The organism is Methylobacterium sp. 17Sr1-1 (assembly GCF_003173775.1).
GTDB lineage: Bacteria > Pseudomonadota > Alphaproteobacteria > Rhizobiales > Beijerinckiaceae > Methylobacterium.
The window spans coordinates 1,912,954-1,936,138 of sequence record NZ_CP029552.1; the positions used below are offsets into that span (position 1 = coordinate 1,912,954).

The window sequence follows — 23,185 nt, forward strand, 5'->3', positions numbered from 1 at the left end:
AGATGTTTCACACATGAAGGAACCGGTCCTTCACCTCCGGCGCCTGCCGGAGCGCGGCGCTGGTGCCGGTCCAGACCACGCGGCCCTTCTCGATCACCACGTGCCGGTCGGCGAAGCGGGCGAGCGCATCGACGTTCTTGTCGATCACCAGGATCGCCTCGCCCTCGTCCTTGATCGCCCGCAGGCAGGCCCAGATCTCCTCGCGGATCAGCGGCGCCAGCCCTTCCGTCGCCTCGTCGAGGACGACGAGGCGGGGGTTGGTCATGAGCGCGCGGCCGATCGCCAGCATCTGCTGCTCGCCGCCCGAGAGCTGGTCGCCGCCGTTGCGCCGCCGCTCCTTCAGGCGCGGAAAGAGGCGGTAGACGGCGTCCAGACTCCACTTCGCGCCCCGCCCGCCGCGATGGGTCGCGACGAGGTTCTCCTCGACCGAGAGGGTCGGGAAGACCTGGCGCCCCTCCGGCACCAGGCCGAGGCCGCGGCGGGCGACGAGGTGGGACGGGCGCCCGGCCATGTCCTCGCCGTCGATCAGGATGCGGCCGGCCCGGGGCTTCAGGAGGCCGAAGATCGACTTCACGGTGGTGGTCTTGCCCATGCCGTTGCGGCCGAGCAGGGTCACCACCTCGCCCTTGGCGACGGAGAGGTCGATCCCGAACAGGATGCGGGAATCGCCGTAGGCGCTCTCCAGGCCCTCGACGGTGAGCATCAGGCCGCCTCCTCCTCGCCGAGATAGGCGGCGCGTACCGCCGGATCGGAGCGGACCACCGCGGGCAGGCCGCTCGCGATGACGCGGCCGTAGACCAGCACGCTCATCCGGTCGGCAAGGGCGAACACCGCCTCCATGTCGTGCTCGATCAGCACGAGCGTGTGGGTGGATTTCAGCTCGCGCATCAGCCCGACCAGGATCGCCGATTCCTCCGGGCCGGTGCCGGCGAGCGGCTCGTCGAGGAGGAGCAGGCGGGCGCCGGTGGCCAGCGCCACCGCGAGTTCGAGCTGGCGCTTCTCGCCGTGCGACAGGCTGCCGGCCCGCCGCCCGGCCCGGTCGGCGAGGCCGACGCGGCCGAGCGCGTCCATCGCTTCCGCGTTGAGCGCCGTCTCGTTCGCCGCCGGTCGGAAGAACCGGAAGCTCGAACCGGACCCGGCCTGGACCGCGAGCGCGACGTTCTCCAAGACCGAGAACCCGTCGAGGATCGAGGTGATCTGGAACGAGCGGGCGAGGCCGCGACGCACCCGGGCGACCATCGGCAGGGCGGTGACATCCTCGCCGGCGAGGTGGACGCTGCCAGAATCGCTCGCAAGGCTGCCGGAGAGCTGGTGGATCAGCGTCGTCTTGCCGGCGCCGTTCGGGCCGATGATGGCGTGCAGCTCGCCCGAAGCCACGTCGAGGCTGACGTCGTCGGTGACCTTGAGCGCCCCGTAGGACTTGCGGAGGTTCCGGACGGAGAGGAGTGGGGTCACGCGCGCCTCCCGAGCTTCGCGGCGAGCCCCGCGAGGCCGCCGCGGGAGAGCAGCACCACCGCGACCAGCATCAGCCCGAGGCCGAGGCGCCAATGGTCGGAGTAATGCGCCAGCACCTCTTCCAGCGCGATCAGCGCGGCGGCGCCCGCCACCGGGCCGATCAGCGTGCCCATGCCACCGAGCACCACCATGACGATCAACTCGCCCGAGCGCTGCCAGCTCATGTAGGCCGGCGAGACGAACTCGGCCTGGTTGGCGAGGAGCACCCCGGCGAGGCCCGCGATGGCCCCGGCGATGACGTAGGCGGTGAGCCGGTAGGGCAGGGGCGAGAAGCCGATCGCCTGCATCCGCACCGCGTTGTCGCGGCTGCCGCGCAGGACCCGGCCGAAGCGCGAGGCGACGACCCGGCGCAAGGCCAGGAGCGCCACCGCCAGCATCGCCAGCACGCAATAGAACAAGGCCGGATCGCCCGCGATCAGCCGCATCCCGAACAGGGTCGAGCGGCCCGACAGCGGCAGCCCGTCGTCGCCGCCGTAAGCGGCGAGCGACACCATGAAGAAATACGCCATCTGCCCGAAGGCCAGCGTGATCATGATGAAGTAGACGCCCCGGGTGCGAAGCGAGATCGCCCCGGTGACGAGGGCGAAGAGCGCGCAAACACCGGCCGCCACCGGCGCCTGGATCGCGAGGTCGCGGATGCCGTGGGCGTCGAGGATCCCGACGGCGTAGGCGCCGAGCCCGATGAAGGCGGCGTGGCCGAACGACACCATCGCGCCGTAGCCCAGCACGAGGTCGAGGGAGAGGGCGGCGAGCCCGAAGATCATCATCCGGGTCGCGGTGACGACCAGGAAGGGCAGGCCTGCCGCTTCCGCCGCGACCGGCAGGGCGGCGAGCGCCGCCAGGACCAGCGCGGCGAGCGCGGTGCCCGGAAGGGCGGCCCGGCGCCGGGGCGGCTCGGCGGTCACGCGGGCGACGAGCGTCGTCATCGGGACCCCCGCGCCGGAAACAGGCCGGAGGGCCGGAAGAACAGCACGGCGGCCATCAGGATGTAGATCAGCATCGGGGCGAGCGTCCGCCCGGTCTGCGAGGCGGAGGAGGCGTCCATCACGCTGCGCAGCAGGATCGGCCCGAAGGTGCGGCCGAGCTGGTCGGCGAGGCCGACGAGGAGGCCGGCGACGAAGGCGCCCCGCACCGAGCCGACGCCGCCGATGACGATGACCACGAAGGTGAGGATCAGCACCGAATCGCCCATGCCGGGATCGACCGAGAGGATCGGCGCCACCATCGCGCCGGCGAAGCCCGCCAGCATCGCCCCGAGCCCGAACACGACCAGGAACAGCCGCCGGATGTCGATTCCGAGCGCCGCCACCATCGGGCCGTTGCTGGCCCCGGCGCGCAGCCGCATGCCGAGCCTCGTGTGGTTGACGAGGAGGTGGAGGCCGAGAGCCGTGGCGAGGCCGGCGGCGATGATCGCGACTCGGTAGAGCGGGTAATGCAGGGTGCCGACGAGCCGGATCGAGCCCGACAGGGCGTCCGGCACCGGCACGCTCATGGGTGCTGCGCCCCAGACGATGCGCACGCCCTCGTTGAGGATCAGGATCAGCCCGAAGGTGGCGAGCACCTGGTCGAGGTGGTCGCGCCCGTAGAGGTGGCGCACCACCAGGAACTCGAGGGCGAGGCCGAAGACGAGCGTCGCCGGAAGCGCCAGGAGCAGGCCGAGGCCGAAGCTGCCGGTGGCGGCGGTGAGCGTCGCGGCCAGGTACGCGCCGATCATGTAGAGCGCGCCGTGGGCGAGGTTGATGAGGTCCATCACCCCGAAGATCAAGGTCAGGCCCGCCGCCACCAGGAACAGCAGGATGCCGAGCTGGACGCCGTTCAGCGCCTGGATCAGGAACAGGTTGAGCATGGCGCGACTTGCGGCTGAGAGGTTTGCCCTGCGGCGGCTGCCGTACTCCGTGTCATCCCGCTGAGCTGTCCGGGTGAAGGATGAGTCTCGGTTGTCCCCTCTCCCCGCGGGCGGGGAGAGGACTTCATCGACCTTGTCGTCGATGAAGTGAGCGCAGGCGAAGCCGGAGCGAGGGTGAGGGGGTGTTTCCGGAGGAGTCTCACTCGTTGAGACCCCCTCACCCTCGCCCTGCGGGCTCGCTGCGCTCCCTGAACGGGAGCACAGCCCTCTCCCCGCCCGCGGGGAGAGGAGAGACCTGCGCCCCTCTCTTTTCCAAGGCAGCTCCACGTCATCCCGGGGCCGCGCAGCGGAACCCGGCATCCATATCCGCCGAGGCGGCAAGCAAAGGTGGAACGGTTCCGTTTCATCCGGCACCCTCGGCGGTTATGGATCCCGATTTCTCGCCTCCGGCGAGTCCCGGGATGACGAAGTGGGTGAGATGTCCCTGGAGGGAAATATTCTTACTTCATCTTGCACTCGGCCGCGTAATTATCCTGATAATTCGAAAAAATCTTCTCCGCGATCTGGGTCTCGTACTTGCCGTCCGGGCGCTTGGCGGCCTTGACGAGGTAGAAGTCCTGGATCGGGTAGTGGTTGTTGCCGATCTTGAAGTTGCCGCGCAGGGACTGGAACTCGGCGGCTTTGAGGCCGGCGCGCAAGCCGTCCTTGTCCTTCAGGTCGCCCTTGGTGCGCTTGATCGCGGCGTCGATCATCAGGGCGGCGTCGTAGGCCTGCATGGCGTAGGTGCCCGGCACGCTGCCGTACTTCTTCTCGTAGGCGGCGACGAAGGCCTTGGATTGCGGGTTGTCGAGATCCGGCGCCCAGTTGGCGCCGCCGAAGTAGCCGACCGCCGCGTCCTTCTGCGCCGGCAGGGTGCTCTCGTCGACCGTGAAGGCGGAGAGGAACGGGATGGTGCTCAGGCCCGCCTGGCGGTACTGCCGCACCAGGTTGACGCCCATGCCGCCGGGCATGAAGGCGAACACCGCATCGGGCTGCGCCGCCGAGATCTGGGCGAGCTCGGCCGAGAAATCGAGCTGGCCGAGCGGCGTGAACATCTCGTTCGCCACCTCGCCCTTGTAGGAATGCTTGAAGCCGGCGAGCGAATCCTTCCCGGCCTGGTAGTTCGGCGCCAGCAGGACGAGGCGCTTGTAGCCCTTGTTCTGGGCGTACTTGCCCAGCACCTCGTGGACCTGGTCGTTCTGGTAGGAGGAGACGAACAGGTTCGGGTTGCACTCCGCCCCGGCATAGTTCGAGGTGCCGGCATTGGGCGAGATCAGGAAGGCGCCGCCCTCGGTCACCGGGCGCACCACCGCGCGCAGCACGTTGGAGAAGGTCGGCCCGACGACGAAGTCGACCCGGTCGCGCTTCACCAGTTCCCGCGCCTTGTTGGTGGCCACGTCGGGTTTCAACTCGTCGTCGACCGTCACCACCTCGGTCTCCAGGCCGCCGAGCTTCTTGCCCAGGGTGTCGAGGGCCAGCAGGAAGCCGTCGCGGCCCTGCTCGCCCAAGACCGCCGAGGGGCCGGACAGCGTGAACATCAGCCCGACCCGGACCTTCTCCGCGCCTTGCGCCGCGGCGGGGCCGGCCAGCAGCGTGGCGCCCAAGAGCGCGGTCGCGAGGCGGCTGGCGTTCCGGATCGGATTCATCCCGTGTGTCCCCTGATCTGTCGAGAGCATCGACGGCACTTGTCCGGCGTGATGCGGCCGAAGTCGAGTCGGCGCGTGGGACGAGGGCGGCGCTCTTTCGTCGGATCCCGCCTCGCCGCACGGGGAATACTTTACGCATGAAATATCGTCTGGCAACCGTGCCTGGCGACTTTTTCGCCCTGCCGCATCACTGTGCAGTGCAGCGAGCAGAATGCTGAAAAACAAGCCTTTTTGCTTGGTGCATCGCAGCATCATCGCGGTGCGGCGGGACCGGAGACCGGAACCCGGCCGGGCCTGCCGCGATCCATCATGCCCCCTCTTGCGCCGGGATGTTTCAAGGTTAAAGTTTCTCGGCCGGCGCGCCCGCCGTCACGAACAGGAGCCTTCCATGACTGGCCCGATGCGCGTCACGGTGATCGGCGGCGGACCCGGCGGGCTCTACTGCGCGCTCCTCACCAAGAAGCGCCGGCCCGAGTGGCGGGTGGAGGTCTACGAGCAGAACCGGGCCGACGACACGTTCGGCTTCGGCGTGGTGTTCTCGGACGAGACCCTGCACGAGTTCCTGTCGCGCGATTCGCGCTCCTTCTCCCGCATCCGCGACGCCTTCTCGTACTGGGACGATGTCGCGATCCACAAGCAGGGCCGCGCGATGCGCTGCGCCGGCAACGGCTTTGCCGGGGTGAGCCGGATGCGCCTGCTGCAGATCCTCCAGGAGCGCTGCCGCGAGGAGGGCGTGGAGCTGCATTTCGGCGAGAGCATCCCGCCGGACCAGCTCTCGACGCGTTTCCCCGATTCCGACGTGATCGTCGCCTGCGACGGCATCAACTCGCGCATCCGCGAACATTTTCGCGAGGCCTTCCAGCCGGAGGTCGAGATCAAGTCCAACCGCTTCTGCTGGATGGGCTCGACCCGGCCGATGGACGAGTTCAACTACTTCTTCCGCGAGACGCCGCACGGCATCGTCTGCGCCCATACCTACCAGTACGAGCCCGGCCGCTCGACCTGGGTGTTCGAGATGGACGAGGCCTGCTGGCAGGGCCACGGCTTCACCGAGGCCGACGAGGAAGGCTCGCGCCGGATCCTCGAACGGATGTATGCCGAGGAGTTGCAGGGCCACGGCCTGCTCCTCAACCGCTCGACCTGGCGCCGCTTCCCGCGGATCTTCTGCCACAACTGGTCGCACGACAACATCGTGCTGCTGGGCGACGCCAAGGCCTCGGCGCATTTCTCGATCGGCTCGGGCACCAAGCTCGCGATGGAATGCGCCATCGCGCTCTCCGACGCCCTGGTGACACACGCGGAGGAGGACGTGCAGGCGGCGTTTTCCGCCTATGACCGGGCGCGGCGCACGCCGTGCCAGGTGGTGCAGCACAATGCCGACGTTTCGCTCGCCTGGTTCGAGCACATGAACCGCTCCTGGGACATGGATGCGGAGCAGTTCTCGATGGTGGTGATGTGCCGGGCCAAGTCCATCACCTACGACAACCTGGTGGTGCGCGATCCCGATTACGTGCGGGCGGTGGACGACGCGTTCTACGCCCGCCTCCACGCCGAGACCGGCGAGGATTACCGGACGAGCCGGCCGACGCCGATGTTCACGGGGCTGCGCTTGCGGGAGATGCGGATCCCGAACCGGGTCGCGATGGCGCCGATGGCGCAGTACTCGGCGGACGAGGGCGGCAACCTCACCGACTGGCACTTCGTGCACTACACCTCGCACGCGCTCGGCGGCCCGGGCCTGCTCTTCACCGAGATGACCTGCCCGTCGGCCGACGCCCGCATCACTCCGGGCTGTCCGGGGCTCTGGACCGACGCGCACGAGGCGCAATGGCGCCGCATCGTCGACTTCGTCCACGCGCACACCGACACGAAAATCGTGATGCAGCTGGGACACGCCGGCCGCAAAGGATCGACCCAGGTCGGTTGGGAGCGGATGGACCGGCCGCTGCCCGAGGGCAACTGGCCGATCGTCTCGGCCTCCCCGATCCCGTATCTCGATCGCGTGAGCCAAGTGCCGGACGCGCTCGACCGGGCCGGGATGGACCGGGTGCGCGACGACTTCGTGCGGGCCGCCGGGCGGGCGGCGCGGGCGGGCTTCGACATGCTGGAACTGCACTGCGCCCACGGCTACCTGATGGCCTCGTTCCTCTCGCCGCTCACCAACACCCGCACCGACGCTTACGGGGGGGCGATCGAGAACCGGCTGCGCTTCCCCCTCGAAGTGTTTTCCGCCATGCGGGCCGCTTGGCCGGCGGAGCGCCCGATGTCGGTGCGCATTTCCGCCACCGACTGGGCCGAGGGCGGCATGACCGAGGCCGACATCGTGGCGGTGGCCGAGGCCCTGCACGAGGCGGGGTGCGACCTCGTCGACGTCTCGGCCGGCCAGACCGTCGCCGACCAGCGCCCGGTCTATGGACGGATGTTCCAGGTCCAGTTCGCCGACGCGATCCGCAACCGCGGCCACAATCGCGCCCCGATGGCGGTGATGGCGGTCGGTGCGATCACGGAAGCCGGCCAGGTCAACACCATCCTGCACACCCGCCGGGCCGATATCGTCGCGCTGGGCCGGCCCCACCTGTGGAACCCGAATTTCTGCCGCCAGGCCGCCGCCTGGTACGACGCCCGCACGCAAGCCTGGCCGAAGCAATATCTGCCGGGCCGCGACCAGGCCCACCGCGAGCTGCCGAAGGCGCGCGAGCAGGAGATTGCGCTGCGGCGCAAGGCGCGGCCGCGGCCGCACCAGCCCGGGACTGCCGCCGCCGAGTAAAGCTGCTCAAGTGCCGGGCATCCTCTGCCCAGTCGATCGCCGTCGGTGCCGATCTCGGCGATGATCTGGTGCTTCGCGCGCCAGTGACTCTTTTCTTAAGTAAGGACTAACTAAGTACCTCGTATGCATGAGGGAGCCTCGAATCCCGAGGCGCGACCATGAATGCCGGGCAGTCGCAGGATGAAGTTGTCGATCAAGCATGTCCTGATCGGGACGACCATGACGCTGATGCTGTTCAGCGTGGCGCAAGGCGGCAACGGCATCTTGCGGCTGGTGACGCTGCGGGACGACGTCGTCGACATCGCCCGGACCCGGATCCCGGCCTCGAACCTGATCAACCAGATCTACGCCGAGACCCAGGCCTACCGGATCAACCTCTACCGCTTCGTCGTGACCTCGACCGACGATGCCGCCTACGACCGCAACGAGCAGGCCCTGACCGACAGCCGCAAGGCGCTGATCGACCTCCAGGCCAAGTACGAGCCGCTGATCTCCGGGCCGGAGGAGCGGGCGACCTTCGGGCGCTTCGTCGCCCGGTGGAGCGACTACCTCGAGGGCCAGAAGATGGTGACCGGCGCGATGGCGGCCGGCGACCAGGCCACGGCGCTCGCGACGCTGACCAGCCCCCAGATGAGCGGCACCAACGCCGAGGCGACCGGCGCCCTGAAGGCGATCGTGGCGATGAATGCCGGCGCCGCCCTGGCGAGCGCCGAGCAGAGCAGCGCCAGCGCCGACCGTGGCATCCTGGCGGCGGCGGTCATGACGGCGCTCGCCTTCGCGGCGGCGATCGGCGCGGTGATCTTCAGCCTCCTCGGCATCGCCCGCCCGATCGCCCGCATGACCGCCGCGATGGGCCGGCTGGCGGCCGGCGACGTCGCGGCGCCGATCCCCGGCGCGGCCCGGCGCGACGAGATCGGCGCCATGGCGGCCGCCGTGCAGGTGTTCAAGGACGGGCTGATCCGCGCCCGCGCCCTGGAGGAGGAGACGCGCCTCGCCCGTGCCTCCGCCGAGGAGCAGCGCCGCGCCGGCATGCGCCAGATGGCCGACGCCTTCGAGCACGCGGTCGGCGGCATCGTCGGCCAGGTCTCGGCCTCCGCGACCGAACTCCAGGCCACCGCCCAGACCATGACCGCCACGGCGACGCAGACCGCGGCCCAGTCCACCGCCGTCGCGGCCGCCGCCGAGGAAGCCTCGTCGAATGTCGGAACCGTGGCGGCGGCCGCCGAAGAGCTCGGCGCCTCGGTGCAGGAGATCGGCCGCCAGGTCGACGGCTCGGCCCGCCTCGCCCAGGCCGCCGTCGCCGAGGCCGGCCGGACCGCCCATCAGGTCCGCGCGCTGACCGAAGCCACCGCCCGCATCGGCGACGTGGTCGGGCTGATCTCGTCGATCGCGGCCCAGACCAACCTCTTGGCGCTCAACGCCACCATCGAGGCCGCGCGCGCGGGCGCCGCGGGCCGCGGCTTCGCGGTGGTGGCGGCCGAGGTGAAGGAGTTGGCGGGCCAGACGGCACGAGCCACCGAGGAGATCACGAGCCAGATCGCGGCGATCCAGGCCTCGACGGGTCAGGCGGCGGGGGCGATCGGCCAGATCACGGCGCGGATCGAGGAGATCTCGGGCGTGGCGACCTCGATCGCCGCGGCGGTGGAGGAGCAGGGGGCGGCGACGCAGGAGATCGTGCGCAACGTGTCCCAGGCGGCGGCCGGCACCGGGGAGGTGACGGGCAACATCGCGGGCGTGGCGGGCGCGGCGGAGGAGACGGGGGCGGCGGCGAGCCAGGTGCTGGGCGCGGCCACCGAGCTGTCGCGCCAGTCCGAGCATCTCTCGGCCGAGGTGGCGCGCTTCCTCGATACGGTGCGGGCAGCCTGAGGTCCGTTCGATCGACGTCTCTGGGAGCCTGCTTGACCGGCTGCGTCGATGAATCCGGCATAACCACCAACAACTCTCCCCGGACAGCCCTGTGTCATCCCGGGTTCTCGCCTTGCGGCGAGCGCCGGGATGACCGGAAGAGCTTGTAGGAGCCGGTGACGTCGCACGCGGTCTCACGGCGGGTCGCGCTCGATCCAGGCCGGGTCCATCGCCGTCATCTCCTCGTCGAAGGGCGCCGGGCCGGGCGCCTCGCCGCGGATCAGGGTCTCGGCCTCGTCGTGGTCGACGTCGCGCATCTGCTCGGCGAGGAGCGCGAGGTAGCTCGCCGCCGCAGCCATGCCGAACAACTCGGCGAAGCGCGCATGGGCCACCGCCGTCATCGTCTCGACCACCGCCTCGGGCGGGCTGCCGGCCTCGACGGCGTTGTCGAACACCGCCCGCCAGGCGCGCGACAGGCGCTCGCGCAGCTCGAAAGTATCGTCCACGGATCGGCCTCTCCGGGCCGGGAACGGCCGCGCCGGAGTATGGGCCGGCGGGCCGGCGGTTTCCAGGCGGGGAGGGGTGCCAACCGGGCGGTCCGGTGCGATACCGCGCCGGCGGTCCTCAGCCGCAGGGAGAGCCTCATGAAACTCTACGGCACCAGCCTGTCGCCCTTCGTCCGCAAGGTGCTCGTCGTCCTCGCCGAGAAGGGCATCGAGGCCAAGCACGTGCCGCTGCGCTTCCACGATCCCGACCCGCGCTTCCGCGCGACGAGCCCGTTCGGCAAGATCCCGGCCCTGGAGGACGACGATTTCCGCCTCGCCGATTCCACGGCGATCATCCATTACCTGGAGCGCAAGCATCCGGAACCGGCGATGCTGCCGGCGGCGGCGCAGGATCTCGGCCGGGCGATCTGGTTCGACGAACTCGGCGATACCGAGCTTTTTCCGCTCCTGGTCAAGCCCTTCGTGCAGCGGGTGCTGCGGCCGAACATGATGAAGCAGCCCTGCGACGAAGCCGTGGTCGCCAAGTGCATGACCGAGGAATTGCCGCGGCCGTTCGACTATCTGGAGGGCGCGATCGACGGGCCGTTCCTCGTCGGCGGCGCGTTCAGCCTCGCCGACATCTCGGTCGTGACCGGCTTCCACAACCTGCATCTCGCCGGCGAGACGGTCGATGCCGGGCGTTGGCCGCGGCTCGCTTCCTACGTCGCGGGCATCCTGGAGCGCCCGTCGTTTCAGACGGCGATCGCGGCCCGGCAGGGTTGAAAAAAGGCGAAACAGGGAGGGGAGGGGGCGGGCGACCGTCCCCTCTCTCAGCGCGCCGTCATCTCAGCGTCCTTTGGCGCTGCGGCGGTAGAAGCCGTCGACCTGGGACTGGGCCTCGGCCCGGTCGCGCTCGTTGGCCGCCGCCATCGCCTGCTCCTGCAGGGCGACGATCCACTGGTCCTTCGGCCCCTCCGCGGCGTCGCGGGCCAGCGTCAGCCAGGCGAGCCCGCGGGCGCGCTGCACCGTGACGCCCTGGCCGTTGATCAGGAGCTGGCCGAGCAGCGCCTGCGCCGCCGGATGCCCCTTCTCGGCGGCGAGGTTGAACCAGCGTGCCGCCTGGCGCGGATCCTGGGTCACCCCGGTGCCGTCGAGGTAGAGCCGGGCGAGGTTGTACTGCGCGTTCGGATCGCCGTAGTAGGTCGCCGCGTAGTTGAACATGTCGTAGGCGCGCTCGACGTTCGGGCGCACGTACGAATTCTTGATCCCGTCGAGGAAGTAGCGGCCGAGTGCCGTGAAGGCGCTCGCCACCACGCCGGCATTCGGCGCCTCCGGGCCCTCGTCGGCGTTCTCGTCGGCGATCTTCGAGAAGAACTCGAACGCCTTGAGATCGTCGTGCGGGACGCCGTCGCCCTCCGCGTACATGCGGCCGAGCTTCCACAGGGCCAGGGCGTGGCCCTGGCCGGCGGCGTATTCGAGGGCGCGCGCCGCGCCCTCCTTGTCGCCGGCATTGTAGTCGCGCATGCCCGTCCGCATCGCCTCGCGGGCGTTGCGGTAGCCCACGGCCGCGGGCACCGGGGTCCGCACCGCGGCGTCGAGCGCAGCAGCGGGACCTTCCCCGGCCAGCATCAGGCCGAGGAGCGCGAGGAGGAACCGGCGGCCCGCCCGCTGGGGCAGGCCGGCCTCAGATATCCGCATAGGAGAGCGTCTCCTGGGCCCCGCCCGGATGCGTCACCGCGCCCGTCACCGCCGGGCCGACGGTCTGCGCGTACTTCCACAGGTAGCCCGAGGTCGAATCGTTGGCCCGCGGCTGCCAGGCCGCGCGGCGCTTCGCCAGTTCGTCGTCCGTGAGGTCGACCGAGAGCGTGCCCTGAACCGCGTCGATGCGGATCATGTCGCCGTCCTGCAGCAGGCCGATCGGGCCACCCACCGCGGCTTCGGGCCCGACATGGCCGATGCAGAAGCCGCGGGTGGCGCCCGAGAAGCGCCCGTCGGTGATGAGCGCCACCTTGTCGCCCATGCCCTGGCCGTACAGGGCGGCGGTGGTCGCCAGCATCTCGCGCATGCCGGGGCCGCCCTGCGGGCCCTCGTAGCGGATCACCAGGACCTCGCCCTCCTTGTAGGTCCGGTTCTTCACCGCCTCGAAGCAGGCCTCCTCGTTGTCGAAGACGCGGGCGGGACCCGCGAAGGTCTGCTTCTCCGGCGGCATGCCGGCGACCTTCACGATCGCGCCCTCGGGGGCGAGGTTGCCCTTGAGGCCGACGACGCCGCCGGTGGGCGTGATCGGCTGGCTCGAGGGCCGGACCACGTCCTGGTTGGCGTTCCACGCCACCTTGGCGAGGTTCTCGGCGATGGTGCGGCCGGTGACCGTGATGCAGTCGCCGTGCAGGTAGCCGCCGTCGAGCAGCGTCTTCATCAGGAGCGGGATGCCGCCGACCTCGAACAGGTCCTTGGCGACGTAGCGCCCGCCGGGCTTCAGGTCGGCGATGTAGGGGGTGCGCTTGAAGATCTCGGCGACGTCGAACAGGTCGAACTTGATGCCGCATTCATGCGCGATCGCCGGCAGGTGGAGCGCCGCGTTGGTCGAGCCGCCGGAGGCCGCCACCACGGTCGCGGCGTTCTCGAGCGCCTTGCGGGTGACGATGTCGCGCGGGCGGATGTTCTTGGCGAGCAGCTCCATCACCATCTCGCCGGCGGTGGCGCAGAACCGGTCGCGGATCTCGTAAGGCGCGGGCGCGCCGGCCGAGTAGGGGAGCGCCAGGCCGATCGCCTCGGAGACGGTCGCCATGGTGTTGGCGGTGAACTGCGCGCCGCAGGCGCCGGCCGACGGGCAGGCGACCTGCTCCAGCTCCTCGAGGTCGTCGTCGCTCATCGCGCCGACCGAGTGCTTGCCGACCGCCTCGAACAGGTCCTGGATGGTGACCGGCTGGCCCCGGAAGGTGCCGGGCAGGATCGAGCCGCCATAGATGAAGACGGACGGCACGTTGAGGCGCACCATCGCCATCATCATGCCGGGCAGGGACTTGTCGCAGCCGGCCAGCCCCACGAGCGCATCGTAGGCGTGCCCGCGCATCGTCAGCTCGACCGAATCGGCGATCACCTCGCGGGACGGCAGCGACGCGCGCATGCCGCGATGCCCCATGGCGATGCCGTCGGTGACCGTGATGGTGCAGAACTCGCGCGGCGTGCCGCCGGCGGCGGCGACGCCCTTCTTCACCGCCTGGGCCTGGCGCATCAGCGAGATGTTGCACGGCGCCGCCTCGTTCCAGCACGAGGCCACGCCGATCAGCGGCTGGTGGATCTGCTCGCGGGTGAGGCCCATGGCGTAGAGGTACGAGCGGTGCGGCGCACGGTCCGGACCCTCGGTCACGTAGCGGCTGGGGAGCTTCGATTTGTCGGTGGTGTGACGCGCGTCCATGGCCCTGTCCCGTACCCGTAGTTTCTTGAATGGCCGGTTTTTCCCCGGTCCCGCTCCCTGCGCCGCCCTGGGACGGCTTGCGCGAAACGGACCCGTTCCCGGGTCAATCCGCCAGCGTCGCCCGCGATCCCCGGGGGGAACGGGATGACCACGATAAATCGCTGTGGGGACAGTCGCTTAACGTGGCCGTTGAGGTGCCGCCGGTTTATGGCGGGATCGCGGCGGCGCGGGGGGCGGTCTGGGGCAAAGCTGGGATGCTTTCGCGGTGTTGCGACCCCGCCACAGCTAAGCTTGCGGTGAAGGTCTGACATGCGAGGCGATGGGTCGTCGGCATGGGCGGGAGAGTGCCGGTTCTTTGTGCCCGGGGTGAGGCGCGAGCCGTTCGGGAATGTGGCTCTTCGGAGTGCGGCGTGCCGCGATCGTGCGGGGGTGGGTGTCGTGCTTCAAGCCTCGCCGGAAGTCGATTATCCGGTTGGGTCCCACCACACAGGGTCATTCCGGGGCCGCGCAGCGGAGCCCGGAATCCAGAAAGGCAGGATGTTCAGAACAGAGCGGATGGGGTTCCGCTTCATTCTGCACGACCCGCGGCTCTGGTTCCGGGCTCCGCTGCGCGGCCCCGGAATGACGCGGTGGGTATCAAGCAAGGTCGGATCGAACCCTGAAGTATTCTCACGCCGAGCGCGGCGCCGCCACCCGGTGGCGCAGGCCGGCGATCACCGCCCGCAGGGTGCCCGCCTCGGTTTCCAGCGCGTCGGTGCGGGCGTAGATGCGGTCGTGCACGAAGGAGAGCTTGCCGATCGTCGCCGGCGTCATCCGGAACGGGTACAGGTCGGGCTGGCCCATGCTGCGGTTGAGCGAGTTCATCGCGAAGGTCAGTGGCAGCCAGGCGTCGATCAGCCGGCCGAAATCCGGGCTGCGATAGGCGTCGAAATCGACCTTGGCCGCGAGCGTGATCGGCGCGTGCAAGGCCGGGCCGGCCTGGAGCTTCGGCTGCACCCGCACGCCGAACTGCGCCGCGGTCTCCAGCGTGTCGACGATGTGCATGTAGTGCGCCCAGGTCTCGGCGAAATCCTCCCAGGGGTGGGAGGTGGCGTAGGCCGAGACGTAGGTCTCCTGCCAGCCCTCGTCCGGGCCGTGGGCGTAGTGGCGCTGGAGCGCGGCGCCGTAATCGGCCCGCTCGTCGCCGAACACGGTGCGAAAACCCTCGAGGCAGGGATCGGCCCGCACCAGCACGTTCCAGAAATAATGCCCGATCTCGTGGCGGAAGTGCCCGAGAAGCGTGCGGTAATGCTCCCCGAACTGCGTGCGCCGGCGCTCGCGCTCGACGTCGTCGGCCTCGGCGATGTTCAGCGTGATGAGGCCGTTGTCGTGCCCGGTCAGCACCGGCGGGCCGATCAGGTAGGATTCCGCCGGGTCGACCAGGAAGTCGAAGGCGAGGCCAGCCGGGTCGTCGCGCCGCGACGCGAGCGGCAGGCGCAGCCGCAGCATGGCGTAGAACAGCCGGCGCTTGGCCGCCTCGACCTCGCGCCAGCGGGTCCGGTTCCAGGGGATCGACAGGTCCGGCACCACCCGGTTGTGGCGGCAGGCGACGCAGTAGGTCTCCCTCGAGCCCGCCGGCACCAGCCAGTTGCAGCCCCCCGATTCGCGGTTGGCGCAGGCGCGGTAGCGGCGGCGCGGATCGGCGAGGCCGCGCCAGCGCGAACCGGCCCGCACCATCGCCGTCATGTCGGCGAGGTCGGGATCGTAGCCGAGGCGGCATTCGCAACTCTCGCAGGCGTCGGCTTCGAAATGGGCCGGCTGCGCGCAGGCCTGGCACTGGAAGATCTTCATCGCGGCGTCCGGACAGGCCCCGTGGAACAGCCGGGCGGGGCCTGCCTCACCAAGGAGCTTCGCCCGGAAGAGGTTCCGTTCCAGGCGGCACGGGACTTGCCTCATTTTTTCGCCCTGCCGCCCGTGATCAGGCTTCGAGATGACGCAGAGAGACGCGAGGCCCGTTCGAAGGACGCCGTCCGTGGAGCGACGCGGCGGCTGACGCGGGCCTGGCCAAGGTGTATGAGGCCAAGGCTGGATTCCACGGGACGCGCACGGACAGGCCGGCGGGCTCACCCCTCATCTCAACAAGCAGAAGGTTCGGACTCGCCGTGTCGATCAAGGCCGCCCTGCACCACGTCACGTCCTACACCTACGACCGGCCGATCGCGCTCGGCCCGCAGGTGGTCCGCCTGCGGCCGGCGCCGCATACGCGCTCGCGGATCGAGAGCTACGCCCTCAAGGTCACGCCGGCCAACCACTTCGTGAACTGGCAGCAGGACCCCAACGGCAACTGGCTCGCCCGCCTCGTCTTCCCCGAGAAGACGACCCAGTTCCGCATCGAGGTCGACCTCGTCGCCGACTTGTCGGTGATCAACCCGTTCGATTTCTTCGTCGAGGACTACGCCCAGACCCGGCCCTTCGCCTATCCGGACGAGCTGAAGGCCGAGCTCGGCCCCTACCTCGCGGTCGAGGAGGGCTCCCCTGAGATCGAGGCCCTGATGGCGCGGCTGCCGGACGAGCCCAACACCGTGCTGTTCCTGGTGGCGCTGAACGCCATGGTGCGCGACGCGGTGAACTACGTCGTCAGGATGGAGCCGGGGGTGCAGACCCCCGCCGAGACGCTCGCCAAGGCCAGCGGCTCCTGCCGCGACTCGGCCTGGCTGATGGTGCAGGTGCTGCGGCGCCTCGGGATGGCCGCCCGCTTCGTCTCCGGCTACCTGCTCCAGCTCGTGCCCGACACCACCGCCGTCGACGGGCCGGCCGGCACCACGACCGACTTCACCGATCTCCACGCCTGGGCCGAGGTCTACGTGCCGGGCGCCGGCTGGATCGGCCTCGACGCCACCTCGGGCCTGCTGTGCGGCGAGGGCCACATCCCGCTCGCCGCGACCCCGCATTACCGCTCGGCGGCGCCGATCGCCGGCCTCGCCGAACCGGCCGAGGTCGAGTTCGACTTCGCCATGAGCGTGACCCGCGTCGCCGAGGCGCCGCGGGTGACCAAGCCCTTCTCCGACGAGGCCTGGGCCGCCCTCGACGCGCTCGGCGACCGGATCGACCGCGACCTCGCCGACGCGGACGTGCGCCTGACCATGGGCGGCGAGCCGACCTTCGTGTCGATCGACGACTTCGAGGCGCCCGAGTGGAACGCCGCCGCGGTCGGGCCGACGAAGCGCGGGCTGGCCGACCAGCTGATCCGGCGGCTTCGCGACCGCTTCGGCCCCGGCGGCTTCCTGCATTACGGCCAGGGCAAGTGGTATCCGGGCGAGAGCCTGCCGCGCTGGGCCTTCGGCCTGTACTGGCGCAAGGACGGCGAGCCGGTCTGGCGCAACGCCGATCTGATCGCCTCCGAGACCGGGCCGCGGAATGCCGGCATCCAGGAGGCCGAGGCGCTGATCCACGGCCTCGCCCGGCGGCTCGGCCTCGAAGCTTACGTCCAGCCGGTCTTCGAGGACCCGGAATACTGGGACCGCAAGGTCGCCGACCTGCCTGTCAACGTCACGCCCCTCGACCCGAAGGTCGGCGACGAGGAATCGCAGCGGCGGATGGTCCGGGTCTATACCCGCGGGCTCGAGAACGCGGTCGGTTTCGTGCTGCCGCTCGCCAACGTGGCGATCGGCGCCGACCGGCACTGGGTCTCGGAGCCGTGGCAGCTCAAGCGCGGCGCGATCTACCTGGTGCCGGGCGATTCCCCGGCGGGCTTCCGCCTGCCGCTGGCCTCGCTGCCCTACGTGCCGCCGGGCGAATACCCGTATTACGTGCCGCAGGATCCGGTCGAGCAGCGCGGGCCGCTCCAGCCCGGCGCCGCCACCACCGCGGCACCGCGCAAGCCCGTGCCGGTCGGCGTCGCGGTGCGCACGGCGCTCGCGGTCGAGCCGCGGGACGGGATCCTGTGCGTGTTCATGCCGCCGGTCGAGCGGGTGGACGAGTACCTGAGCCTGCTCTCGGTCCTGGAGGAGGCCGCGGCCGAGATCGGCCAGCCGCTCCACGTCGAGGGCTACGAGCCGCCCTACGATCCGCGCCTGTCGGTGATCAAGGTCACGCCCGATCCCGGCGTGATCGAGGTCAACGTGCAGCCGGCCAGGACCTGGCGCGAGGCGGTCGAGATCACCACCGGCCTGTACGAGGATGCCCGCCAGACCCGGCTGGGCGCGCAGAAGTTCATGACCGACGGGCGCCATACCGGGACGGGGGGCGGCAACCACGTCGTGCTCGGCGGCGCGGCCCCGGCCGATTCGCCGTTCCTGCGCCGGCCCGACCTCCTGAAGAGCCTGGTCCTGTACTGGCAGCGCCACCCGTCGCTGTCCTACCTGTTCTCGGGTCTCTATGTCGGCCCGACGAGCCAGGCGCCGCGGATGGACGAGGCGCGCCACGACGGGCTCTACGAGCTCGAGATCGCGCTCGCCCAGGTGCCGCCGCCGAACGGGCCGGAGGTGCCGCTCTGGCTCGTCGACCGCCTGTTCCGCAACATCCTCACCGACGTCACCGGCAACACCCACCGGGCCGAGATCTGCATCGACAAGCTCTACTCGCCGGACGGGCCGACCGGCCGCCTCGGCCTGCTGGAGTTCCGCTCCTTCGAGATGCCGCCCGACGCGCGGATGAGCCTCGCCCAGCAGGTGCTCCTGCGCGCCCTCGTCGCCTGGCTGTGGCGCGAGCCGCAGGAGGGCGGGTTCGTGCGCTGGGGCACGGCGCTCCACGACCGCTTCATGCTGCCCCACTTCCTGTGGGAGGACTTCCAGTCGGTGCTGGGCGACCTCAACCGCGCCGGCTACGCCTTCGATCCGGCCTGGTACGAGGCGCAGGCCGAGTTCCGCTTCCCGCGCTACGGCGAGGTGGAGCGCGGCGGGGTCAAGCTCGAGCTGCGCCAGGCGCTCGAGCCCTGGCACGTGCTCGGCGAGGAGGGCACCATCGGCGGCACGGTGCGCTACGTCGATTCCTCGGTCGAGCGCCTGCAGGCCAAGGTGTCGGGCTACGTGCCGAGCCGGCACGTCGTCACCTGCAACGGCCGGCGCCTGCCGATGACCGATACCGGCCGCTCCGGCGAGGCGGTGGCGGGCCTGCGCTTCAAGGCCTGGCAGCCGGCCTCGTCCCTGCACCCGACGATTCCGGTCCACGCGCCGCTGACCTTCGACGTGCTCGACACCTGGAGCGGGCGCTCGCTGGGGGCTGCGTCTACCACGTCGCCCATCCGGGCGGGCGCAACTACGAGACCTTCCCGATCAACACCTACGAGGCGGAAGGCCGCCGCCTCGCCCGCTTCCAGGAGAACGGCCACACCCCGGGCCGGGTGAGCGTGCCGCCGGCGGAGACGCAGCGCGAGTTCCCCCTGACCCTCGACCTGCGCACGCCCAATCTCCGGTGAGTGACGCCCGGGTGAGCGAGGCTCCGATGAGCGAGGCGCCGGCGGAGGCGGGGGTCCCGACGCCGGGCCGCCCCGGCGCGCCGCGAGAGGATGGACCGCAGGGGGAGGGGCCGCAGGAGGACGGCTCGCGAGAGGACGGGCCGGAAGAGCGGCTGGCGCGCTGGACCGCGGGCTACGCCGCCCTGCCGGGCCTGCCCGACGAGCTGCTCGCCCCGGACGGGTCCCGGCGCCCGGCCTGGGACCGGTTCCTGCGCCACCTCGCCGGGCTGAGCGACGGCGAGATCGCCGCCCGCCTCGCGGCGGCCGGGCGGCACATCCACGAGACCGGCATCGCCTACCGGGCCTACGGCGAGGCGACCGAGCGCGACTGGCCGATCGGCGCCCTGCCGCTCCTGATCGAGGGATCGGAGTGGCAGGCGATCGCCGCCGGGGTGGCGCAGCGCGCCGAATTGCTGGAGGCGGTGCTGACCGACCTCTACGGCGACGGGGCGCTCGCCCGGGCCGGCCTGCTGCCGGCGGCCGCCGCCGCGGGCGATCCGGAATTCCTGCGCCCCCTCGTCGGCGTCGCGCCCCCGGGCGGGCGCCACCTGCACTTCTACGCCGCCGACCTCGCCCGCGGGCCGGACGGCGCCTGGCGGGTGCTCGCCGACCGGACCCAGGCGCCGTCCGGCGCCGGCCACGCCCTCGAGAACCGCCTCGTCATGGCCCGGGCCCTGCCGGAGGTCTACGGCGCCCTCGACGTCGAGCGCGTCGCCTCGTTCTTCCAGGCGTTCCGCGATGGCCTCGCGGCGGCGGCCACCCGCGCCGAGCCGCGCATCGGTCTGATGACCTCGGGGCCCTACAGCGATACTTACGTCGAGCAGGCGGTGCTCGCCCGCTACCTCGGCTTCTCCCTCGTCGAGGGCGACGACCTCCTGGTGCGCGACCGGCTGGTGTTCATCCGCACCGTCGCGGGCCTGAAGCGGGTCGACGTGCTGTGGCGGCGCATCGACGGCGACTTCGTCGATCCCCTCGAACTCAATCCCGCCTCCCGCCTCGGGGCCCCCGGCCTCGTCGAGGCCCTGCGCTCCGGCGCCGTGGCGATGGGCAACATGCCGGGCACCGGCCTCGTCGAGAGCGCCTGGCTCGCCGCCTCGCTGCCGGCCCTGTGCGAGCGCCTGCTCGGCGAGCCCCTGCGCCTGCCCGGCCTGCCGACCTGGTGGTGCGGCGACGCCGATCAGCGCGCGGCCGTGCTGGAGCGGTTCGATTCCCTCGCCTTCCGGCCGGCGGCGGCGCCGGCGCAGGGCGCCTTCACCAGCCGGGCCTTCGGCGAGGGGCGCGACGCGGCCGAGACCGCGCGCCTGCGCGCCGTCCTGCGCGACCGGCCCGGCGACCTCGTCGCCCACGAGCCGGTGCGGCTCTCCACCGCCCCGGTCTGGGACGGCACCCGGCTCGTGCCCCGGCCCTTCGTGCTCCGGGTCTTCGCCGCGGCGACCCCGGAGGGCTGGCAGGTCATGCCCGGCGGCTTCTGCCGCATCTCCGAGACGCCGGACGTGCGCCCGGTGGCGATGGGAGCCGGGGTCCGCGCCGCCGACGTCTGGGTGCTGTCCGCCAGCCCCACCGCCGCCCAGGCGAGCCTGCTGCCGCCGAGCGACCGGGTGGCGGTGCGCCGGGTGCCCGGCCTCCTGCCGAGCCGGGCCGCCGACAACCTGTTCTGGCTCGGCCGCCACCTGGAGCGGGCCGAGGCGGTGATCCGCCTCACCGCCTGCCTCCTCGACGGGGCCGGCAGCGTCTCGATGGCGCCGGAGGACCGCGCCACCTCGGGCCGCATCCGCGCCCTGCTGCACGCCTGGGGCGCCGTGCCCTCGGCCGAGGGGCCGGCGGCGACGCTCGCCCACCATGCCCTCTCGGACGGGGGGCAATGGGGCTCGGGGCTCTCCCACGCCCTGTCGGCCCGGCGCAACGCGGCGTCGTTGCGCGAGCGGCTCTCGGGCGAGACCTGGCGGGCGCTCTCGGCCCTGCGCGAGGTGCTGGAGGCGCCGGACGGCGCCGATTCGGAGGCGGCGCTCCTCGACCGGGCCGAGCGCGCCCTGTCGCTGACCGCGGCGCTCGCCGGCCTCGCCCAGGAGAACATGAACCGGGCCGGCGGCTTCGCCTTCGTCGACATGGGCCGCCGGGTCGAGCGGGCGGTCAATGCCTGCCGCTTCGCCCTCGATTTCGGCGGGGCGGGGGCGAGCACCGACGATCTCGGCGTGCTGCTCGACCTCGTCGATTCCCGCATCTCCTACGGGGCGCGCTACATCCTGGGCGTCGCCCTGGCGCCGGTGCGCGACATGGTGCTGCTCGACCCCTACAACCCGCGCTCCCTCGCCTTCCAGATCGAGCGCCTGGCCGAGCGCCTGTCCGGCCTGCCCCCTTTACGCCAGGACGGGGTGGCGGAGCTGCCGGTGCGGCTCGTCGCCGGGCTGTCGGGCGAGATCGCGGCGGCGGAGGCCGCGACCCTGCCGCTCGCCACCGTGGCGGAATGGGAGAAGCGGCTGTGGGGGATCGCCGAGGCGGTCGGCGCCCGCTACTTCCCGGGCGGGTCGGACGCCGCCCGGCCCGAGAACCTCACCACCCTGGCGTGATACCCCCGCATCGATGCTCTACCGCCTGCGCCACCTGACGGCCTACGCCTACCGCAACCCGGTGGGCTTCGCCCGCTGCACCTTGCGCCTCGCGCCGGCGGCGGGGGAGGGGCAGGCGCTCCTGTCGCACGAGGTGGTGGTCGAGCCCGCGCCGCCGACCGCGACCGAGCGCACCGACTTCTTCGGCAACCGCACGGTCTCGCTCACCGTCGAGACGCCGCACCGGGAGTTCCGGATCGACGCGCTCTCTCGCGTCCGGGTCGAGCGGCCGCCTCTGCCCGACCTCGCGGCCGGGCCGGCCTGGGAGGAGGTGCGGGAGCGGGTGCTGACCTGGCACGGCCTCGGTCCCGACGCGGCCCTGCACTTCGCGGCGCCGAGCCGGCGGGTGCCGCTCCTGCCCGAGATCACCGACTACGCCCGGGCGAGCTTCCCCCCCGGCGGCGGCGCCTATGCGGGCGCCTTCGATCTGATGCGCCGCATCCGGGAGGACTTCGCCTTCGATTCGGAGGCGACCGAGGTCGGCACGCCGCTCAGCCAGTCCTTCGCCGGGCGCCGCGGCGTGTGCCAGGATTTCTCCCACATCATGATCGCGGCTCTCAGGGGCCTCGGCCTGCCGGCGGCCTATGTCAGCGGCTACCTCCGCACGCTGCCGCCCCCGGGCCAGCCGCGGCTGGAGGGGGCTGACGCCAGCCACGCCTGGGTGTCGGTCTGGTGCGGGGAGGGCTGGATCGGCCTCGATCCCACCAACGGCATCGGCGTGCAGGACGACCACATCGTCGTCGCCCGCGGCCGCGACTACGGCGACGTCGCGCCGGTCGCCGGGATCATCGCCGGATCGGGCGCGCAGAGCCTGCGGGTCGCGGTGGACGTGGTGCCGGAGGACGAGGGGGGCGGGCCGGGCTGATGCGCTAGGCTTCGGGGAGACGGAGGTCCCGGCCCGCGGGTGCGACACCAGCCGAGTGCCGCCGTTGAGGGCGGGACAGGGCCGGCGTGGCGAAGGGGACACTGGGCCGGTTTCGAGGCTCCGTCCTCAACCTGGATCAATCTCCGGCGATTTCAGGACGGCCGGGCGGCGATCTCTGCGTCATCGCCGTCGCGAAGCGGGGCCGTGACGGATATCGATTGTCCAATCTTATTGTTCTTGCTGTATCAGGACTGGCCGCGTTCTCCTCTCCGGGCGCTACCAGGCCTGATAGCGCCCGGAGAGGAGAACGCGATTTAACCTGGGCGCCTCTGTGCTGAAGAGGACGCCGGCCCGATCCTACCGCGGCGCACCCCGCCCCGGCTCGCCCGCTCCCGTCGCGCTGCCGCCGGCACGCTCGCCGGGCGGTACCGCCGCCGCGCCCGTGGTGCCGGTGCTGAGGCTGCTGTGGCCGGCGCCCTTGCCGCTGTCCTGGCTGATGCCAGGCTGGCCGGCGGCGCCGGTGCTGTTCGGGCTGCCGGACCCCGCGCCGAGCGCGCCGCCCCCGCCGGACCCTCCGCCCGCCCCCTGCGCCGCCGCGAGCCCGGTGCTGCCGGCGACGAGGGCGACGGCGATCATCATGGCCTTCATGTCCCGATGCCTCATTGTGAGAGGAGGCCCGCCGGGGGCGGGCGTCGCGGAGGCAATCGGTGGCGGCTGCC

General features: G+C 71.4%; 15 protein-coding genes and 1 pseudogene. 6 read left to right on the plus strand and 10 right to left on the minus strand.

What is annotated here, in order from left to right; translation table 11 throughout:
• Positions 1-7: 7 nt before the first annotated feature.
• From DK412_RS08630 to DK412_RS08650, 5 genes are all read right to left on the minus strand, one after another.
• Positions 8-703: an ABC transporter ATP-binding protein gene (locus DK412_RS08630; protein WP_109971616.1), complete on the minus strand. Its 696-nt coding sequence runs from the start codon at positions 701-703 to the stop codon at positions 8-10.
• Positions 703-1,455 (minus strand): ABC transporter ATP-binding protein, encoded by a 753-nt coding sequence (locus tag DK412_RS08635; protein WP_109971617.1) that lies wholly within the window; start codon positions 1,453-1,455, stop codon positions 703-705. The genes DK412_RS08630 and DK412_RS08635 overlap by 1 nt, the downstream gene beginning before the upstream one ends.
• Positions 1,452-2,441 carry a branched-chain amino acid ABC transporter permease gene (locus DK412_RS08640; RefSeq protein ID WP_109971618.1) on the minus strand — a complete coding sequence of 330 codons (990 nt, stop codon included), beginning with the start codon at positions 2,439-2,441 and terminating at the stop codon, positions 1,452-1,454. Before DK412_RS08640 ends, DK412_RS08635 begins: the two co-directional genes overlap by 4 nt.
• A complete protein-coding gene (locus DK412_RS08645; protein ID WP_109971619.1) occupies positions 2,438-3,361 on the minus strand; it encodes a branched-chain amino acid ABC transporter permease in 924 nt (307 codons plus the stop codon). The genes DK412_RS08640 and DK412_RS08645 overlap by 4 nt, the downstream gene beginning before the upstream one ends.
• A gap of 500 nt (positions 3,362-3,861) precedes the next feature.
• Positions 3,862-5,046 carry an ABC transporter substrate-binding protein gene (locus tag DK412_RS08650; protein ID WP_109971620.1) on the minus strand — a complete coding sequence of 395 codons (1,185 nt, stop codon included), beginning with the start codon at positions 5,044-5,046 and terminating at the stop codon, positions 3,862-3,864.
• 400 nt (positions 5,047-5,446) lie between these two features.
• Here DK412_RS08650 and DK412_RS08655 point away from each other — a divergent pair, with 400 nt between their 5' ends.
• Positions 5,447-7,813 (plus strand): FAD-dependent monooxygenase, encoded by a 2,367-nt coding sequence (locus tag DK412_RS08655; RefSeq protein ID WP_109971621.1) that lies wholly within the window; start codon positions 5,447-5,449, stop codon positions 7,811-7,813.
• A 180-nt stretch (positions 7,814-7,993) separates the two neighbouring features.
• Entirely contained in the window at positions 7,994-9,679 is a 1,686-nt protein-coding gene (locus DK412_RS08660; RefSeq protein ID WP_109971622.1) for a methyl-accepting chemotaxis protein, read from the plus strand.
• 173 nt (positions 9,680-9,852) lie between these two features.
• Here the strand turns inward: DK412_RS08660 and DK412_RS08665 are convergent, their stop codons facing one another.
• Entirely contained in the window at positions 9,853-10,164 is a 312-nt protein-coding gene (locus DK412_RS08665; protein WP_109971623.1) for a hypothetical protein, read from the minus strand.
• 138 nt (positions 10,165-10,302) lie between these two features.
• On the opposite strand from DK412_RS08665, the gene DK412_RS08670 reads away from it, so the two are divergent.
• Complete coding sequence (locus DK412_RS08670; RefSeq protein ID WP_109971624.1) at positions 10,303-10,926, plus strand: glutathione S-transferase family protein; 624 nt, start codon at positions 10,303-10,305, stop codon at positions 10,924-10,926.
• A gap of 63 nt (positions 10,927-10,989) precedes the next feature.
• Here DK412_RS08670 and DK412_RS08675 read toward each other — a convergent pair whose 3' ends face one another.
• From DK412_RS08675 to DK412_RS08685, 3 genes are all read right to left on the minus strand, one after another.
• Positions 10,990-11,772, minus strand: a complete 783-nt coding sequence (locus DK412_RS08675; RefSeq protein ID WP_109975147.1) for a tetratricopeptide repeat protein — start codon at positions 11,770-11,772, stop codon at positions 10,990-10,992.
• A 55-nt stretch (positions 11,773-11,827) separates the two neighbouring features.
• Positions 11,828-13,561, minus strand: a complete 1,734-nt coding sequence (gene ilvD / locus DK412_RS08680) for a dihydroxy-acid dehydratase (protein ID WP_109971625.1) — start codon at positions 13,559-13,561, stop codon at positions 11,828-11,830.
• Positions 13,562-14,230: 669 nt separating this feature from the next.
• Positions 14,231-15,391 carry a putative zinc-binding peptidase gene (locus tag DK412_RS08685; protein ID WP_109971626.1) on the minus strand — a complete coding sequence of 387 codons (1,161 nt, stop codon included), beginning with the start codon at positions 15,389-15,391 and terminating at the stop codon, positions 14,231-14,233.
• A gap of 311 nt (positions 15,392-15,702) precedes the next feature.
• Between DK412_RS08685 and DK412_RS08690 the strand changes: the two are divergent.
• The 3 genes and pseudogenes from DK412_RS08690 to DK412_RS08700 all read left to right on the plus strand — a co-directional run bounded on the left by DK412_RS08690 (position 15,703) and on the right by DK412_RS08700 (position 22,466).
• A pseudogene (locus DK412_RS08690) lies at positions 15,703-18,956 on the plus strand (transglutaminase family protein).
• A 26-nt stretch (positions 18,957-18,982) separates the two neighbouring features.
• Positions 18,983-21,562, plus strand: coding sequence for a circularly permuted type 2 ATP-grasp protein (locus DK412_RS08695; protein WP_109971627.1), 2,580 nt, complete (start codon positions 18,983-18,985; stop codon positions 21,560-21,562).
• A 13-nt stretch (positions 21,563-21,575) separates the two neighbouring features.
• Positions 21,576-22,466 carry a transglutaminase family protein gene (locus tag DK412_RS08700; protein WP_109971628.1) on the plus strand — a complete coding sequence of 297 codons (891 nt, stop codon included), beginning with the start codon at positions 21,576-21,578 and terminating at the stop codon, positions 22,464-22,466.
• 357 nt (positions 22,467-22,823) lie between these two features.
• On the opposite strand, the gene DK412_RS08705 is transcribed toward DK412_RS08700, so the two are convergent.
• Entirely contained in the window at positions 22,824-23,114 is a 291-nt protein-coding gene (locus tag DK412_RS08705; protein WP_109971629.1) for a hypothetical protein, read from the minus strand.
• Between the last annotated feature and the right edge of the window lie 71 nt (positions 23,115-23,185).